We start from the raw sequence: 15,616 nt of genomic DNA on the forward strand, positions 1-15,616 counted from the left end.
GTGTTCACCTTCCCAGATAGACTTCGATGACGCGCTCGTCGGCCTGCACTTCGTCCATGCGGCCCTGCGCCAGCACGGAACCCTCATGCAACACGGTGACGATGCCTTGCTGGGCAATGTCCGTCACAAAACCCATGTCGTGCTCGACCACCATGATGGAATGCTTGCCGCGCAATTCATTGAGCAATTCCGCCGTGCGTGCCGTTTCCGCATCCGACATGCCGGCCACGGGTTCGTCCAATAGAATCAGCTGCGGCTCCTGCATCAAAAGCATGCCGATTTCCAGCCACTGCTTTTGCCCGTGCGACAGCAAGCCGGCCGGCCGCGCTTCCTGGCCGTTGAGGCGGATCAAGCGCAATATCGCTTCGATCTTGCCTGCCTGCTCCGAGCTTAAACGCGCAAACAGGGTGGGCGCCACGCGCTTGTCCATTTTCATCGCCAGTTCCAGGTTGTCGAACACCGTGTGCTGCTCGAACACGGTGGGGCGCTGGAACTTGCGGCCAATGCCAGCGTGGGCGATTTGCGCTTCCGTCATGGTGGCCAGGTTCATGGTCTGGCCAAACCAGGCCGTGCCGGACGTGGGCCGCGTCTTGCCGGTGATCACATCCATCATCGTCGTCTTGCCGGCCCCGTTAGGGCCGATGATGCAGCGCAATTCGCCCACGGAAATATCGAGACTCAGCTTGTTGATGGCCTTGAAGCCGTCGAACGACACGCTGATGTCTTCGAGGTACAAAATCGCGCCATGCGTCGTATCGAGGCCCTCGCCTTTCACGCGCGAATACGTGGCGCCAGCCTCGGTGCTGGCCATGCCGGGCAACATGCGGATGCTCATGCGGCCTCCTCTGCCACGACGGCCGTTTTTTTGCGTTTGAGCTTGCTCAACACACCGAGCATGCCCTGCTGCATGAACAGGGTCACGACGATGAACAGCAGCCCCAGCGCGAACAACCACAGTTCCGGCAAGGCGGCCGTGAACCAGCTTTTCAAGCCATTGACGGTGAAGGCGCCCAGCATGGGACCGATCAGTGTGCCCCGTCCGCCGACGGCCACCCACACGACCATTTCGATGGAATTGGCCGGTGACATTTCGGACGGGTTGATAATGCCCACTTGCGGCACGTACAGGGCGCCGGCGATGCCGCACAGCACGGCCGACAAGGTCCAGACGAACAGCTTGAACCACAGCGGGTTGTAGCCGAGGAACATCAAGCGCGCTTCGCTGTCACGCACGCCCTGCAGCACCCGGCCCAGTTTCGAGCGGACGATGGCGCGCGCGCCGATCAAGGCGGCCAGCAGGAAGGCCAGGGTCAGCAGGAACAGCACGGCCCGGGTGGCGGGCGCCGTGATGCTATGGCCCAATATCGTCTTAAAATCCGTGAAACCGTTGTTGCCGCCAAAGCCTGTGTCATTGCGGAAGAACAAGAGCATGAAGGCATACGTCATCGCTTGCGTGATGATGGAAAAATACACGCCCTTGATGCGCGAGCGAAACGCAAAATAACCGAAGACAAACGCCAGCACGCCGGGCACCAGCACGACGAGCGCCATGCAATACCAGAAATGTTCCGTGAACGCCCAGTACCAAGGGTAGGTTTTCCAGTCGAGAAAGACCATGAAATCGGGCAAGCTGCTGTGGTACTGGCCCTGGTCGCCGATGGCGCGCATCAGATACATGCCGTGCGCATACGCGCCCAGCGCAAAGAACACGCCATGGCCCAGGGACAGGATGCCCGTGTAGCCCCAGACGAGGTCCAGCGCCAGCGCGGCCAGCGCGTAACACATGAACTTGCCCACCAGCGCCACCGTGTAGGCGGACACGTGCAGCGCATGGCCTTCGGCAAACGTCAGATTAAACATCGGCAATAGCGCTGCCAGCAGCGTGCAGGCGGCAATGGCCAGCCAGACGGGCCGCGTGAACAGGCCCTGCTTTATCGGATAGGAGGTAGTCATTCGACGCTGCGTCCCTTCATGGCAAACAGGCCCTGCGGCCGGCGCTGGATGAAAATGATGATGAACACGAGAATGGCGATCTTCGCCAGCACGGCGCCCGCCACCGGTTCGAGGAATTTGTTCACTTCACCCAGGCCCAGCGCGGCGATCACGGTGCCGGCCAGTTGGCCCACGCCACCGAGCACCACCACCATGAAGGAATCGACGATGTAGCTTTGGCCCAGGTCCGGTCCCACATTGCCCAGCTGCGACAAGGCCACGCCACCCAGGCCCGCGATGCCGGAACCGAGGCCGAAGGTCAGCATGTCGACCTTGCCCGTGGCCACGCCTACGCAATCGGCCATGCGGCGGTTTTGCGTGACGGCCCGCACGAACAGGCCCAGGCGTGTCTTGTTCAAAATCAACCACACGGCCACCACGACAACGACGGCAAAGCCGATGATGGCGAGGCGGTTATACGGCAGCACGAGGCCGCCCAGCACGGTGACGCCGCCCGACATCCAGGCCGGATTGGCCACTTCCACGTTTTGCGCGCCAAAGATCGTGCGCACGGCCTGCATGAGGATCAGGCTAATGCCCCAGGTGGCCAGCAGGGTTTCCAGCGGCCGCCCGTACAGCCAGCGGATCACCGTGCGCTCGAGCGCCACGCCCACCAGCCCGGCGACGAGGAAGGCGGCCGGTAGCGCCGCCAGCAGGTACGCATCCTGCAGGCCAGGCAGGAAGTTGCGGAAGAACAGCTGGCACAGATACGTCGTGTAAGCGCCTATCATCAGCAATTCGCCATGCGCCATGTTAATGATGCCCATCAAGCCAAACGTGATGGCCAGCCCCAAGGCGGCCAGCAGCAGCACGCTGCCCAGAGAGATGCCGTAAAACACATTGCCAGCGAATTCCATGCGCGCCACTCGTCCCTTGATCTGGCGCATAGTCTCGATGGCGGCCAGCTGCACGGCTTCGTCGGGCTCGCCCCCTTTGTCCAGCATGGCTTGCAGCACGGGCAGCAGCCGGGCATCGCTGCTGCCGGCCAGCGCCTGCACAGCTTGCTTGCGTGTGGCCGCATCGGGCGCATGCAGGTTGGCGCTGGCGATCAGCACTTGCAATAGTTGTTTAATTTCAGCATCGTTTTCCCGCCCCAGCGCCGTGCGGATCAAGGGGATTTGCGCGGGATCGACCGCCTTTTGCAAGGCTTGCGCGGCAGCCAGGCGCGTGCTCCGCTCGGAAGCCAGCAGCTTCAACCCCGAGAGAGCGCCCGCCACGGCCGAGCGCAAGCGGTTGTTGACCATCACGCCATCGATGCCTTCCGGCATCGGCACGTTCTGGCCGCTTGCGGGGTCAACCGCCTGCTCGCCATCGACGATATACACCTTGCCGTCGGGCGCGGCATATAACTGATCGTCCTGCAAGGCTTGCAGCACCTTGGCAGCCTCGGGCGTGGCCAGGGCGGCGATCTGGGCGACGGCGGCGACCCTGGCATCGGGGTCGTCGCCGGCCAGCGGTTTGAGCAAGGATGGATCGATGGCGGCCTGGGCCATGGATGACAGGCACAGGCAGGCGAAGACCAGCAGCGATGTGAATAGCCTCATTGATATCCCGGAAAAGCGTTGATGGTCGGCACCACCGGACGCATTGCCCGATGGCGCTGGCGTGGCTCTTTACAGCTTTTGTTTGCCCTCATTGCCCTTGATGAACGGGCTCCACGGCTGGGCGCGTATCGGTTCCTTGGTTTTCCACACGACATTGAATTGCCCATCAGCCTTGATCTCGCCGATCATCACGGGCTTGTGCAGGTGGTGATTGGTCGCATCCATGGTCAGGGTGAAGCCCGACGGCGCCTTGACGCTCTGGCCGGCCATGGCGGCGATCACCTTGTCGGTATCGGTCGACTTGGCTTTTTCCACGGCTTGCGCCCACATGTGGATGCCGACATAGGTCGCTTCCATCGGGTCGTTCGTCACGACCGAACCCGCGTTCGGCAGCTTTTGCGCCACAGCATAGGCTTTCCACTGCTTGATGAAGGCCGTATTCACGGGATTCTTGACGGACTCGAAATAATTCCACGCCGCCAAGTGGCCAAGCAAGGGCTTGGTATCGATGCCGCGCAACTCTTCCTCGCCCACGGAAAACGCGACGACGGGCACGTCCGTGGCTTTCAAGCCGGCATTACCCAGTTCCTTGTAGAACGGCACGTTCGAATCGCCATTGATGGTGGAAATGACGGCCGTCTTGCCGCCCGTGGAAAACTTCTTGATGTTGGCGACGATGGTTTGATAGTCGGCATGGCCGAACGGCGTGTAGACCTCGCTGATATCGCTATCCTTGACGCCCTTGCTTTTCAGGAAGGCGCGCAGGATCTTGTTGGTGGTGCGCGGATACACGTAATCCGTGCCCAGCAGCACGAAGCGCTTGGCGCCGCCGCCATCCTTGCTCATCAGGTATTCGACGGCGGGAATCGCCTGCTGGTTCGGTGCCGCGCCCGTATAAAACACGTTCTTTTCCAGCTCCTCGCCCTCATATTGCACCGGGTAAAACAGCAGACTGTTGAGTTCCTTGAACACGGGTAAAACCGACTTGCGCGACACGGACGTCCAGCAGCCAAACACGACAGCTACATTATCCTGCGCCACCAGTTGGCGCGCTTTTTCCGCGAACAAAGGCCAGTTCGACGCCGGATCGACGACGACGGCTTCCAGCTTCTTGCCCAGCACGCCACCCTTGGCATTGATTTCGGCAATCGTCATCAGCGCCACATCCTTGAGCGACGTTTCGGAAATGGCCATGGTGCCCGACAGCGAGTGCAAAATGCCCACCTTGATCGTATCGGCGGCCAGGGCTGCCTGCATATAAGTGGACGTGGCCAGGGCCAGGGCGCCGGCGGCGGCCGCTTTCAGGATGATGCGTCGTGACATGGGGACTCCTGTGATGGGTTCGTGGGATCAAAGCTGGGCATACGATGTTGTTAAAGCAGAATGCATGCCAGCACCAGCAGGTGTCCGCCATGGTGCACGCGGCTTTTGCCGCACGAAAAAAAACCTGGCTGCACAAGGACTGTGCAGCCAGGTTTCAAATTGCCGTAAAACGGTGCGCCGGACGCAACAATTCCGGCATCAATCCTTGCGCGGCGCTCCACGCAGGCGGCGCCAGCCCTTGCGTCCCAGCGGGAACAGCAGCACAAAAGCGATCAGCCACGGCAGAATGTACGCCATGGCCGTGATGGCGTTGGCCACGCCTTCCGACAGGTTTTCCGTGAAATTGCCCAGCGCGCGCTTGACGGGCCGCCAGAACGATTGCTTGCCTTCAGCACTGATGACGACGTTCAGCAAATCCGTGTCGATGCGCTGCATCAACAGCGCATTGGCCGCCGTCGCCTGCTCCAGCTCCACTTGCACGGTGGCCAGTTCCTTGCTCACCTTGATCAGGGCATCGACGTTCGTGCCTGAACGCTTTTCCAGGTCTTGCAATTGCGCCTGATATTGCTTGAGCATTTCCAGGCGTTTCTTGCTATCGAGCACAGGACGGCCCAGGTCTTCCACCTTGGTGCCCTGGCTGGTGACGTCGCCTTCGGCCGTGACCAGCGCGACGAGCTTCTTGATGCCAGCCGGCTTGGCGCGCATGCTGATGCGCGCATGCACATAGCGGCCGCTGTCGACGCTGGAATCGAGCAGCAAGCAGCCGTTTTCCGTGTCGGCCTTGCAGGCGGCGACCACCTTTTCATACAGGGGCCGCACTTGCGCCTCATTCGTATCGACGCTGACATTATGTTCATAGGCAAGAAACTCGCTGCCCTTTTCCTTGCCCTCAAGGCGCGCGGCGCTCGACTGCCCGCCGCTCTCGCCCTTGCTGCCGCAACCGGCCAGCAACATCAGGCCGATCAGGCCAATACAGATTTTTTTCATGGTTTCTTTCTTTGGATTATTTTTGCAGAGGCAACAATTCAATATCGGGCAAGTGCGCCGCCACGTCCTGCACCGTCGCATGGCCGGTCAGGGACGCCACCACCTGCGGCAGCGGTTCCGCCCAGATTTCCGGCAAGTCGCGTTCCTCGGGCGCCAGCACGGGAAAGGCCAGCTGCTCGCGCGGCGGCGTGAAGGCGGCATCGACGCCGGGCTTGTTGCCACGCGCATCGATGCGGTACCAGCCGAAGTCCTGCAGATACACGGCATTCAAGCCATGCAGACAAAACGGCGGCCCCACTTCGCCGACGGCCAGGCGCTGGTAGCACAGGCCGGCAGGAATGCCGTTGGCGCGCAGCAGCGCGGCCAGCAAATGGCTCTTCGCATAGCAATAGCCCGTGCCATGCTGCAAGACGTCGGAAGCGCGGCAAGTGACGGGATTGCGCTGGTAGTCCCAGCTGTGGGCCACCTCGTCGCGCACAAAGGCAAAGCAGCGGGCCGCGATGGCGGCGTGGCCCACCGCGCCTGCCGCCAATGCGGCTGCCTTGGCGCGCACGGCCGGATGGTCGCTGTCGATATACAGGCTGCTGGCTAGATAGATGGAAAAGTCGGTAGACATGGCATCCAGGTCATGCAAAAAGATAATGCGCGATTCTAGACGAAACAGCATGAAATCGAGCGTTTCCTTGCGCAGGAACAAAGAAAATCCACGCGTCAGGCTCTCTGCGCGGGGGGCGGCGACTTTGGCGCCGGCCCGGTAGCTGGTATCATGCGGGCAAACGCAGCCGGCCATATAGACCCGGCACATGCACTGCCCTGCGAAGCGGCCCCGCCACCGGGCGCGCCGCCGACGCCTCCCTACAGATCAGAGAAACGAGTTCCCTATGAGCACATCATCGTCCCACCCATCGTTCTGGCGCCGTGTCCCGCTGGCCTTCGGCGCCTTCTTCAGCACCCTGTCGGACGCCGCCTATGCGGCCCGCGTGGAAAAGCTGTCCCTGCCCGAAGCCGCTCCCGTCGCGCCAGTGGCACCTGCGCCAGCGCCCGTGCCGACGCCAGCCGCCGCACCCATCATTTTGAAAGAAGCGACGCCAGACGCCGCCCTGCAATTGCTGGCCCTGCTGCAACGCGAAGCGCGATTGATCGACTTCACCCAGGAAAACCTGGGCAGCCATGCCGATGCCGACATCGGTGCTGCCGCCCGCGTCGTGCATGAAGGCTGCGCCAAGGTCATGCGCGAATACTTCACCATCGAGGCCGTGCGCCAGGAAGCCGAGGGCAGCCGCATCGTCCTGCAAGAGGGTTTTGACAGCGCGCAAGTACGCCTGACGGGCAACGTCGTCGGTTCAGCGCCATTCACGGGTACATTGAGCCATCGTGGCTGGCGCGCGTCCAGCGTGCGCCTGCCGAAACTGAGCGAGCAGCACGACGCCGCCATCCTGGCACCGGCCGAGGTGGAACTGTGAACGACACAACGAACAACACCCCGCGCTACGCCATCGGCATCGACCTGGGCACCACCCACAGCGCCCTGTCGTATGTGAACCTGGTCGAGAGCGACGGCGAGCAATCCAGCCACGGCGTGCTGAAAGTGCCGCAACTGTCGGCGCCGGGCACCGTCGAAGAGCTTTCCTTGCTGCCGTCGTTCGTCTATCTGCCGCACGCCGATGAAGTGGCGGCGGGCGACCTGGCCCTGCCCTGGGTTACCGAGGAAGCCGAAGCGCCGTTCGTCGTCGGCGAAATGGCCCGCAGCCGAGGCGCCACCACGCCGATCCGTCTGGTGTCGAGCGCGAAAAGCTGGTTGTGCCACCCGGGCGTGGACCGCCGCGCAGCCATCCTGCCGAACGACGCGCCGGCCGAAGTGGCGCGCATTTCGCCCATCACGGCCGCCACGCGCTACCTGACGCACTTGCGCCAGGCCTGGGACAACGCCCACCCGCAAGCGCCGTTCGCGCAGCAGGAAATCACCGTGACGATTCCCGCCTCGTTCGACCCGGCCGCGCGCGAGCTGACGATGGAAGCGGCGCAGGCGGCCGGCTACACCTCATTGACCTTGCTGGAAGAGCCGCAAGCGGCCCTGTACAGCTGGATCCAGACCAGCGAAGGCCGCTGGCGCAAGGAAGTCAAGCCGGGCGACATCATCCTGGTCGTCGACGTGGGCGGCGGCACCAGCGACTTTTCGCTGATCGCCGTGCTCGAACGCGACGGCGTGCTGGAACCGCATCGCGTGGCAGTCGGTGAACACATCCTGCTCGGCGGCGACAATATGGATCTGGCGCTGGCCCACCTGGTGGCGCGCAAGCTGGCCGCCAACGGCACCCAGCTCGACGCCTGGCAAATGCGCGCGCTCACTTATGGCTGCCGCAGCGCCAAGGAAAGCCTGCTGGCCGACAGCGGCATGGAAACGGCGCCGATCGTCGTGCCGAGCCGCGGCTCGAAACTGATCGGCGGCTCCATCCGCACGGAACTCACGCGCGCGGAAGTATCCACCTTCATCCTCGACGGTTTCTTCCCGCAGGTCGAAGCATCGAGCCGCCCTGCCGTGCGCACGCGCGCCGGCCTGACGCAACTGGGCTTGCCGTATGCGCAGGACGCGGCCATCACGCGCCACCTGGCCGCCTTCCTGGGCCGGCAAGTGGCGGCCACCAGCGAACTGGAAGGCTTTGCGGGCCGCCAGGCGGACGGCGCCAGCTTCTTGCACCCGACGGCCGTGCTGTTCAACGGCGGCGTCTTCAAATCCGACTTGCTGGTCCAGCGCATCATGGCGACCGTCAACGACTGGCTGTACATGGAAGGCGCGGAACCGGCGCGCATGCTGGCCGGGGCCGACCTGGACCTGGCCGTCGCGCGCGGCGCGGCCTATTACAGCTACGTGCGGCGCGGCCATGGCGTGCGCATACGCGGCGGCACGGCCAGCGCCTTTTATGTCGCCATCGAATCGGCCATGCCGGCCATCCCCGGCATGGAACCGCCGATCCAGGCCCTGTGCGTGGCGCCGTTCGGCATGGAAGAAGGCAGCGAACTGGAACTGCCGGGCCAGCAATTCGGCCTCGTCGTGGGTGAACCCGTGCACTTCCGCTTCTTCGCCTCGTCCACGCGCCGCAACGACCAGATCGGCAACTTGCTCGACTTCTGGGGTCCCGATGAATTGCAGGAACTGAGCGAAATCCAGGCGACCTTGTCCGCCGAAGGCCGGTCGGCCGGCGACGTGGTGCAGGTCAAACTGCACGCGCGCGTGACGGAAGCGGGCACCCTGGAACTGCTGGCCGTGTCCCCTGACGGTGCCGAGCGCTGGAAAGTGGAATTCGACGTGCGCGGCACGCCGCAACCATAAGCATGCGCGGCGCGAAGGTGCAGCCGGCCTTCCTGGTCGGCATCGACCTGGGCACCACCAACACGGTGGTCGCCTATGCCAAAGCCAATGATGCGCAGGCTGAAATAAATCTGTTCGCCATCGAGCAGCTGGTCGCGCCAGGCGAAGTGGGCGCACGCCCCCTGCTGCCGTCCCTGCGCTACCACCCCGCCGCCGGCGAACTGGCGGCGGGCGACTTGCAGCTGCCGTGGCCACAGCAAGACCTGGAACATGCCGTGCTGGGCGCCCTGGCGCGCCAGCTCGGCGCCCAGGTGCCGGGCCGGCTCGTTTCCAGCGCGAAGAGCTGGCTGTCGCATGCAAACGTGGACCGCCAGGCACCCATCCTGCCGTGGGGCGCCGATGCAGACGTGGCCAAGGTGTCGCCTGTAGCTGCCAGCGCCAGCTATCTCGCGTATGTGCGCGCCGCGTGGCATCACCGCTTCCCCGATTCTCCGCTCGAAGATCAGGAACTGGTGCTGACCATTCCCGCCTCGTTCGACGAGGGTGCGCGCGCACTCACGCTGGAAGCGGCCCGCATGGCGGGCTTGCCCACGGTGCGGCTGGTGGAAGAACCGCAGGCCGCTTTTTATGATTACCTGCAGCGCCGGCGCGCCACCCTGCGCGACGACCTGGCCGACACGCGCCGCATTTTAGTCTGCGACGTGGGCGGCGGCACCACGGATTTCAGCCTGATCGATGTCGCCTTCGATGACGACGGCGAACCGCAGCTCACGCGCAGCAGCGTGGGTAACCACTTGATACTGGGCGGCGACAATATGGACCTGGCGCTGGCCCACCTGGTGGAAACGCGCATGGCCGCTGGCAGCGAAGGCGGCATGAAGCTATCGGCCGCGCGCTTGTCGCAGCTGATGGAGCGCTGCCGCGCCGCCAAGGAATTGCTGCTCTCCAGCGACGCACCCGACAAGGCCACCGTCACCCTGCTGGGTGCAGGCTCGCGCCTGATTGGCGCCAGCCGTTCCGCCGACGTCACGCGCGAGGAGGTGGCGGCCATGGTGGTCGACGGCTTCTTCCCGAAGGTGGAACTCACAGAGACAGCGAAAAAAGGCCGCGCGGGCATCGTCGAATTCGGCCTGCCGTATGCGCAGGATGCGGCCATCACGCGCCACCTGGCCAGCTTTCTGCAACAGCATCAAGGGGCACTGCCCGATACCCTGCTGCTGAACGGCGGCGTGTTCCGCGCCGACGCGCTGGCGCGCCGCCTGGCAGAAACCATGGCGCACTGGCGGGGTCAGCCCCTGACCATCCTGCATAACGACAATCCCGACGTGGCCGTGGCCCGTGGCGCCGTCGCCTACGCGCTGGCGCGGCGTGGCCAGGCACCGCGCATCGGCGGCGGCTCGCCGCGCAGCTATTTCCTCGTGCTGGGCGAGGCGGGCAAGGACAAGCGCGCCGTCTGCATCCTGCCCCGTGGCAGCGCCAGCGGCGAAGAGATCCGCCTGACGGAGCGCCTGTTCGCGCTGCGCCTGGGTCGGCCCGTGCGCTTTCACCTGGCCACGTCCCTCTTTGAGGCGGGCACGCCGCCCAAGCTGGGCGAGATCGTCGACCTGGACGCCGGAGAATACCTGCGCCTGCCGCCGCTGGCCAGCGTGCTGCAAGCGGAAAGCGGCGACAAGCGCGACATCACCGTGCAGCTGGCAACCGTGATGACGGAAGTGGGCACCCTGGAAGTGCACTGTGTGGCCGAAGCCGATGCGAACCAGCGCTGGCTGCTGGAATTCCAGCTGCGGGCTGGTAAGGAAGAGCAAAGCGATGGCGAGGCTCAAGCCGTTTCGCCACGCATCAAGGAAGCGGTCGACAAGATCGAGCGCATCTTCGGCGGCAAGGGGCAAAAGGTCGACACCAAGGAAGTGCGCCAGCTGCGCCAGCACCTGGAACGGGGACTGGGCGGGCGAGAAAGCTGGGACACTCCCCTGCTGCGCCAGCTGTTCGACGCCTTGCTGCTGCGCGCCCGTGGCCGGCGCCGCTCCGCCGAACATGAGCGGGTGTGGCTGAACCTGGCCGGCTACTGTTTGCGGCCCGGCTATGGCGATGCGCTCGACCCGTGGCGCATCGAGCAGCTGTGGGCCATGTTCGACGCGGGCGTGCAGCACCACAAGGACAACCAGGTATGCGCCGAATGGTGGACCCTGTGGCGCCGCGTGGCCGGCGGCTTGAGCACGGAGCAGCAACTGCGCCTGCTCGACGACTTCGCCTTCAACCTGCAAGCCGATGCGGCCCAGCGCGGCAGCCGCCCCGTCACGCTGGTGAACGGCAGCGACGACGACATGCTGCGCCTGGGCGCCTCGCTCGAGCGCATCCCCGGCGCCTACAAGGCCGAAGTGGGCGCGTGGCTGATCAAGCGGCTGCAGAAAGCTGATAAAAAGGGCGAAGCGGCGGACACGAACACGCTGTGGGCGCTGGCCAGGGTCGGCGCGCGCCAGCCTTTCCACGGCAGCGCGCATGAAGTGGTCGACAGCGCCACCGTGGCCGACTGGCTGCACGTGCTGCTGGCGCTGGACTGGAAAAAGACGGAACCGGCGGCGTTTGCCGCCACCCACCTGGCGCGCATGACGGGCGACCGCTCGCGCGACATCGGCGACGCGCTGCGCACCACCATCCTCGCCCGCCTGAAAGCCGTCGGCGCCCCGCCCCTGTGGCAGGCGATGGTCAGCGAAGTGACGCAGCTGGACGAAGCTGTTACCCGCCGCATACTGGGCGAGGCGCTGCCGCCGGGGTTGAAGCTGATAGGCTGACATCATTGATCACGTAGGTCGGATTAGCCCGGAGGGCGTAATCCGACAACATCGCCGGCAGCACCTGTCGGATTACGCGCTTGCGGCCTCGGCGGCCCCCACTAATCCGACCTACTTGCCACAAGCCATTTACCCCTCGCTACGCGCCCCGCGATACCGCGGCAAGCCATCGGCCAATTTCACCCACGCCAGTTGCGTGTCCGTATAGATATGGCTGTGCGGCGGCAAGCGCCCTGGCTCATCGAGACTGCCAGTGGTCAGCCCGACCTCGTCCGGGTCGCGCCCGTCCTCGAACGTCAGCTGCGTGCCGCAGCGGGGGCAAAAACTACGCGTGCAGTGCTCGCTGGAAGCATAGGGCGTGGCCTGTCCCCGCAGCCAGCGAAAATTCGCCCTCGGCACGCTGAACCAGGCGACAAACGGCGCGCCCGACGCGCGGCGGCACATCGAGCAATGGCAGGCCGTTTCATGGAAGGCGCCCGTGCCCGCTTCGTAGCGCACGTCGCCGCATAAACATCCTCCGCTCAGCATGGCATCCTCCCGCAAATGAAAAAGGCGCCCAGTTTAGCGCCGCTGCGGCGCCACGGTTTGCGCTAAATCAGGGCGACGATCAACAGCATCACCGCCAGCGGCGCCTGCACCAGCACGATGCCCGGATGCGTGCGGCGCAGCTGTGCCCACACGGACAGGCCAGGCACTTCCTCGTGCGGATGGTGGGCTTCGTCGCGCAGCGACATCGCGTGCAGGAACATGCCGGCGATCAGCGGGCCGGGATTGACCCACCAGCCCTGCTCGAGCAAGCCGCGCGACAGGTAGATGGCCAGCGCGCCGATGGCAAACGGCGAGGCCCACACCAGCACCAGTATCAAACGGATGCCATAGAATTCCGCCAGGGTCCCCATGCGGTGCAGGCGGCTGACATCGTGGTCTTCCATGCGCCGGTCGATGGCCAGTTCGGCGCGGCCGTACAGGGTCCACAGGCCGCCGAACAGGCAGCCCAGCAGCACGCCGATGACGATATCGGCCACGAACACCGCATATTTGTTGACATCGGCCGTGCCGATGCCCAGCGAGGTGTGAGCGGCCGCATGCAAGTGCAGGCCGGCCTGCTCGCCTTCGGCCGTCGTGTAGCGGTCGCGCACGTCATACGTGCTGCCGATATACACGACGTTCTTGCGCAGCGCCCCGGCATCCATGCCAGCCTGGCCATCGATCAGTTTGACGCGCGTGCGCGTAGGGTTCAGGAATTGCGGCGCCACGGCGGCCGGGTGAAACGGCGCAGTGACGGCGTTCTGTTCGGCCGCCGCCTTGGCGTCGCCGCGGATGACGGGTTCGAACGCCCAGCGCGCCAATGTCTTTTCGCTGTCCGTGCGCCGCGCCAGCTGGCACACGCGGCCGGCCAGCGCCACCACTTCCTTTTGCTCGGACAGGGCGGCCGGCATGGGCTGCTTCTGCTCCTGCTCGTCGGCGCCATGCGCCAGCTCGAAAGCCACGGCCGCCAGCACGGGGCTTTTCAGCTCGATGCGCGTGACGGCGCCCATGCGTTCGCGGATACGCGGGCTGGCAAAGTGGATGCCGGCCGCGCAGCGCGCGCGTATCCACGGCAGGTTGGCGTTGCGGTCCGATTGTTCGGGCAGGATCAGCACCAGTTGCCGGCCATCGGCGGCCAGCCGGTCAAGCAGGCGGTCCAGCGGCCGCTCGCCCGCCTTGTGCTGTTCATACACGGCCGGCGCCAGGTCCAGGTCGATGGCCAGCACCTTGCTGCCGCGCGCGGCGGCGCTGGCAATCAATTGCTCCAGGCGCGAACGTTCCAGCGGTTCGCGCTCGTCGAAGACCTGTTCGAACGCGGGCTGGTCGATTTCGATGATGCCGGGCCGGTAAGCGGCGCCCGGGTCCTTGCCACGGTCCAGCAGCTGTTCCTGCGCCGCGCTGGCCCGCAGCATGGCCGCATCGAGCCATTCGAGCACGTGCAACCCTTCCAGCGCCAGCATCAGCGCGGCGATCAGGCTGGCGCCGATCACGTGGTGCAGCAGATGCGTGCCCGTCAGCTTGAAGGCCGAGCCAAGCTGGACGGCCGGCCACAGCAGGCGCCGCCAGAGTGGCGGGCGCGGTTGATCCGGCTGGCTGGTTTCCACGGTGCGTTCCCCTTGCGTGCGCTGCAGGAATATCATTCAAGCAACAAATAATGACGAAAGGATAGTGTATTGCAGTTGTGCCCGTTTCGCCGCACAACTGGCACGGGTCAAACCGGCAGCCTACTGCGGCCTGGCCAGCAGCAGCTTGCCCAGCGCTTCGAAGGCTGGCGTGGTGGTCGGGTCGTTAGCCGCATTGGCGGCCGTCGGCGTGGAGGCGAAACGCACGATCACCATTTCCGCCTTCGGGTCGATGTAGATGCGCTGGCCGTGCACGCCGCGCGCCATGTAGGCGCCATGCTCGTTATGCGTGACCCACCACATGTCGCGGTAGCTCCAGCCCTTGAGCAAATCGTAGCCGCCCTTGGCGAACAGCTGCTTGTCGCCGCCACGGCGGATATCCTCGACGGCCGCCTTGGGCAAAATCTGCTGGCCGTTGTAGCGGCCACCGTTGCGCAGCATTTCGCCGAAGCGGGCCAGGTCGCGCAAGCCCGCATTCAAGCCGCCGCCGGCAAACGGCGTGCCCGTCGAATCGACCGTCATGTAGGCATCCTGCTCGGCGCCCAGCTTTTGCCACACATGCTCGGACAAGTACGCATTGACGTTCTGCCCCGTGACACGGGCGATGATCCAGCCCAGCACGTCGGAGTTGACCGTGCGGTAGCCAAAGCCCTCGCCATGTTTTCCCTCATGCCGCACCGTTTGCAGGTACTCGAAATAGCTGCGCGGGCCCGTGTAATCCTTGGGCTTGGGCAGCGGGCTTCCGGCAGCCGCGTGCTGCCACACTTCCGCTTTCGGGTCGGCGTAATCTTCGCTGAATTTCAGGCCCGTGGTCATGTCGAGCACCTGGCGCACGGTGGCGTCGCCAAACGCGGACTTCGCCAGTTCCGGCACATACTCGGCCACTTTCTTGGCTGGATCGAGCTTGCCTTCGGCCACCAGGGCCGCGCCGATGGTGCCCATCACGGACTTCGTTACCGACATGGCGCCATGCTGGCCGCCCTCCTTCAACACGCCGAAATAGCGTTCATACACGATGCGCCCCCGGTGCAGTACGACGATGCCGTCCGTGTAATTGGCGCCCAGCGACTGCTCCCACGTCATCGTGTCCTTCGCGCCCAAGGGCGTGAAGCGCAGGCTGTCGATATCGTTGCGCAGCGCGCGCGGCAAAGGCACGGGCGCGGTCAAACCGCGCGACACCGCCGCCGTCGGCATCAGCTGGCGGAAGTGCGACACGCTCCAGCGCAGCTGCGGAAAATTGAAATAGCTGCCATCGTCGAAGCGGATGATTTTATCGGCCGGCGGCGGCGCGCCCACCATCCATTGCAATGCGGCCGGATCGCTGTCAGCGGCCGACAATGGCGCTGCCGCATGGGCGCCGGCGGCCAGCGCCAGGCAGGCTGCGGCCAGGGCCCGGCGGCGGATGGGTGGCAATGTCGTCATGCGTCTTCTCCTGTCATGGCTGGCGCCGGCAACGGCGCTCGCTTCATGCGATGCATGCTAACAGAGAAACTTTTTATCTTGTCCTACGGCATCCTA

The 15,616-nt window shown here is 64.7% G+C and carries 12 protein-coding genes; 3 read left to right on the forward strand and 9 right to left on the reverse strand.

From position 1 onward, the window contains the following. Positions 1-4 precede the first annotated feature (4 nt). The 6 genes from urtD to FG13_RS08830 all read right to left on the reverse strand — a co-directional run bounded on the left by urtD (position 5) and on the right by FG13_RS08830 (position 6,462). Complete coding sequence (gene urtD / locus FG13_RS08805) at positions 5-835, reverse strand: urea ABC transporter ATP-binding protein UrtD (protein WP_035820139.1); 831 nt, start codon at positions 833-835, stop codon at positions 5-7. Next, complete coding sequence (urtC, locus tag FG13_RS08810; RefSeq protein WP_035820141.1) at positions 832-1,953, reverse strand: urea ABC transporter permease subunit UrtC; 1,122 nt, start codon at positions 1,951-1,953, stop codon at positions 832-834. Before urtC ends, urtD begins: the two co-directional genes overlap by 4 nt. Next, complete coding sequence (gene urtB, locus FG13_RS08815; RefSeq protein WP_035820143.1) at positions 1,950-3,536, reverse strand: urea ABC transporter permease subunit UrtB; 1,587 nt, start codon at positions 3,534-3,536, stop codon at positions 1,950-1,952. Before urtB ends, urtC begins: the two co-directional genes overlap by 4 nt. 69 nt (positions 3,537-3,605) lie before the next feature. Further along, complete coding sequence (gene urtA, locus FG13_RS08820; RefSeq protein WP_035820148.1) at positions 3,606-4,859, reverse strand: urea ABC transporter substrate-binding protein; 1,254 nt, start codon at positions 4,857-4,859, stop codon at positions 3,606-3,608. Between the two features lie 198 nt (positions 4,860-5,057). Further along, on the reverse strand, positions 5,058-5,846 hold the full coding sequence (locus FG13_RS08825; protein ID WP_035820149.1) for a DUF4349 domain-containing protein: 789 nt from the start codon (positions 5,844-5,846) through the stop codon (positions 5,058-5,060). Between the two features lie 16 nt (positions 5,847-5,862). Further along, positions 5,863-6,462, reverse strand: a complete 600-nt coding sequence (locus FG13_RS08830; protein ID WP_035827719.1) for a transglutaminase-like domain-containing protein — start codon at positions 6,460-6,462, stop codon at positions 5,863-5,865. A 265-nt stretch (positions 6,463-6,727) separates the two neighbouring features. Between FG13_RS08830 and FG13_RS08835 the strand changes: the two genes are divergently transcribed. The 3 genes from FG13_RS08835 to FG13_RS08845 are packed head-to-tail and all read left to right on the forward strand — an operon-like array spanning position 6,728 to position 11,948. After that, on the forward strand, positions 6,728-7,309 hold the full coding sequence (locus FG13_RS08835) for a DUF2760 domain-containing protein (RefSeq protein WP_035820150.1): 582 nt from the start codon (positions 6,728-6,730) through the stop codon (positions 7,307-7,309). Further along, complete coding sequence (locus tag FG13_RS08840) at positions 7,306-9,177, forward strand: Hsp70 family protein (protein WP_035820151.1); 1,872 nt, start codon at positions 7,306-7,308, stop codon at positions 9,175-9,177. The genes FG13_RS08835 and FG13_RS08840 overlap by 4 nt, the downstream gene beginning before the upstream one ends. 2 nt (positions 9,178-9,179) lie before the next feature. Then, positions 9,180-11,948, forward strand: a complete 2,769-nt coding sequence (locus tag FG13_RS08845; RefSeq protein WP_035820152.1) for an Hsp70 family protein — start codon at positions 9,180-9,182, stop codon at positions 11,946-11,948. A gap of 129 nt (positions 11,949-12,077) precedes the next feature. Here FG13_RS08845 and FG13_RS08850 read toward each other — a convergent pair whose 3' ends face one another. The 3 genes from FG13_RS08850 to FG13_RS08860 all read right to left on the reverse strand — a co-directional run bounded on the left by FG13_RS08850 (position 12,078) and on the right by FG13_RS08860 (position 15,520). Beyond that, positions 12,078-12,476, reverse strand: a complete 399-nt coding sequence (locus FG13_RS08850; protein ID WP_051958796.1) for a GFA family protein — start codon at positions 12,474-12,476, stop codon at positions 12,078-12,080. A 62-nt stretch (positions 12,477-12,538) separates the two neighbouring features. Beyond that, the gene (locus tag FG13_RS08855; protein WP_035820159.1) at positions 12,539-14,116 is read right to left on the reverse strand and encodes a CHASE2 domain-containing protein; all 1,578 of its coding nucleotides are present in this window, start codon (positions 14,114-14,116) and stop codon (positions 12,539-12,541) included. Positions 14,117-14,200: 84 nt separating this feature from the next. Further along, positions 14,201-15,520 carry a serine hydrolase domain-containing protein gene (locus FG13_RS08860; protein ID WP_035820161.1) on the reverse strand — a complete coding sequence of 440 codons (1,320 nt, stop codon included), beginning with the start codon at positions 15,518-15,520 and terminating at the stop codon, positions 14,201-14,203. Positions 15,521-15,616 lie beyond the last annotated feature (96 nt).

It is taken from the genome of Janthinobacterium sp. RA13 (assembly GCF_000745325.1).
GTDB lineage: Bacteria > Pseudomonadota > Gammaproteobacteria > Burkholderiales > Burkholderiaceae_D > Janthinobacterium > Janthinobacterium rivuli.

Bases quoted from the DNA above. Each gene is read 5' to 3' on its own strand.
- urtD (WP_035820139.1), bottom strand. From the start codon at position 835: ATGAGCATCCGCATGTTGCCCGGCATGGCCAGCACCGAGGCTGGCGCC.
- urtC (WP_035820141.1), bottom strand. From the start codon at position 1,953: ATGACTACCTCCTATCCGATAAAGCAGGGCCTGTTCACGCGGCCCGTC.
- urtB (WP_035820143.1), bottom strand. From the start codon at position 3,536: ATGAGGCTATTCACATCGCTGCTGGTCTTCGCCTGCCTGTGCCTGTCA.
- urtA (WP_035820148.1), bottom strand. From the start codon at position 4,859: ATGTCACGACGCATCATCCTGAAAGCGGCCGCCGCCGGCGCCCTGGCC.
- FG13_RS08825 (WP_035820149.1), bottom strand. From the start codon at position 5,846: ATGAAAAAAATCTGTATTGGCCTGATCGGCCTGATGTTGCTGGCCGGT.
- FG13_RS08830 (WP_035827719.1), bottom strand. From the start codon at position 6,462: ATGTCTACCGACTTTTCCATCTATCTAGCCAGCAGCCTGTATATCGAC.
- FG13_RS08835 (WP_035820150.1), top strand. From the start codon at position 6,728: ATGAGCACATCATCGTCCCACCCATCGTTCTGGCGCCGTGTCCCGCTG.
- FG13_RS08845 (WP_035820152.1), top strand. From the start codon at position 9,180: ATGCGCGGCGCGAAGGTGCAGCCGGCCTTCCTGGTCGGCATCGACCTG.
- FG13_RS08850 (WP_051958796.1), bottom strand. From the start codon at position 12,476: ATGCTGAGCGGAGGATGTTTATGCGGCGACGTGCGCTACGAAGCGGGC.
- FG13_RS08855 (WP_035820159.1), bottom strand. From the start codon at position 14,116: ATGATATTCCTGCAGCGCACGCAAGGGGAACGCACCGTGGAAACCAGC.
- FG13_RS08860 (WP_035820161.1), bottom strand. From the start codon at position 15,520: ATGACGACATTGCCACCCATCCGCCGCCGGGCCCTGGCCGCAGCCTGC.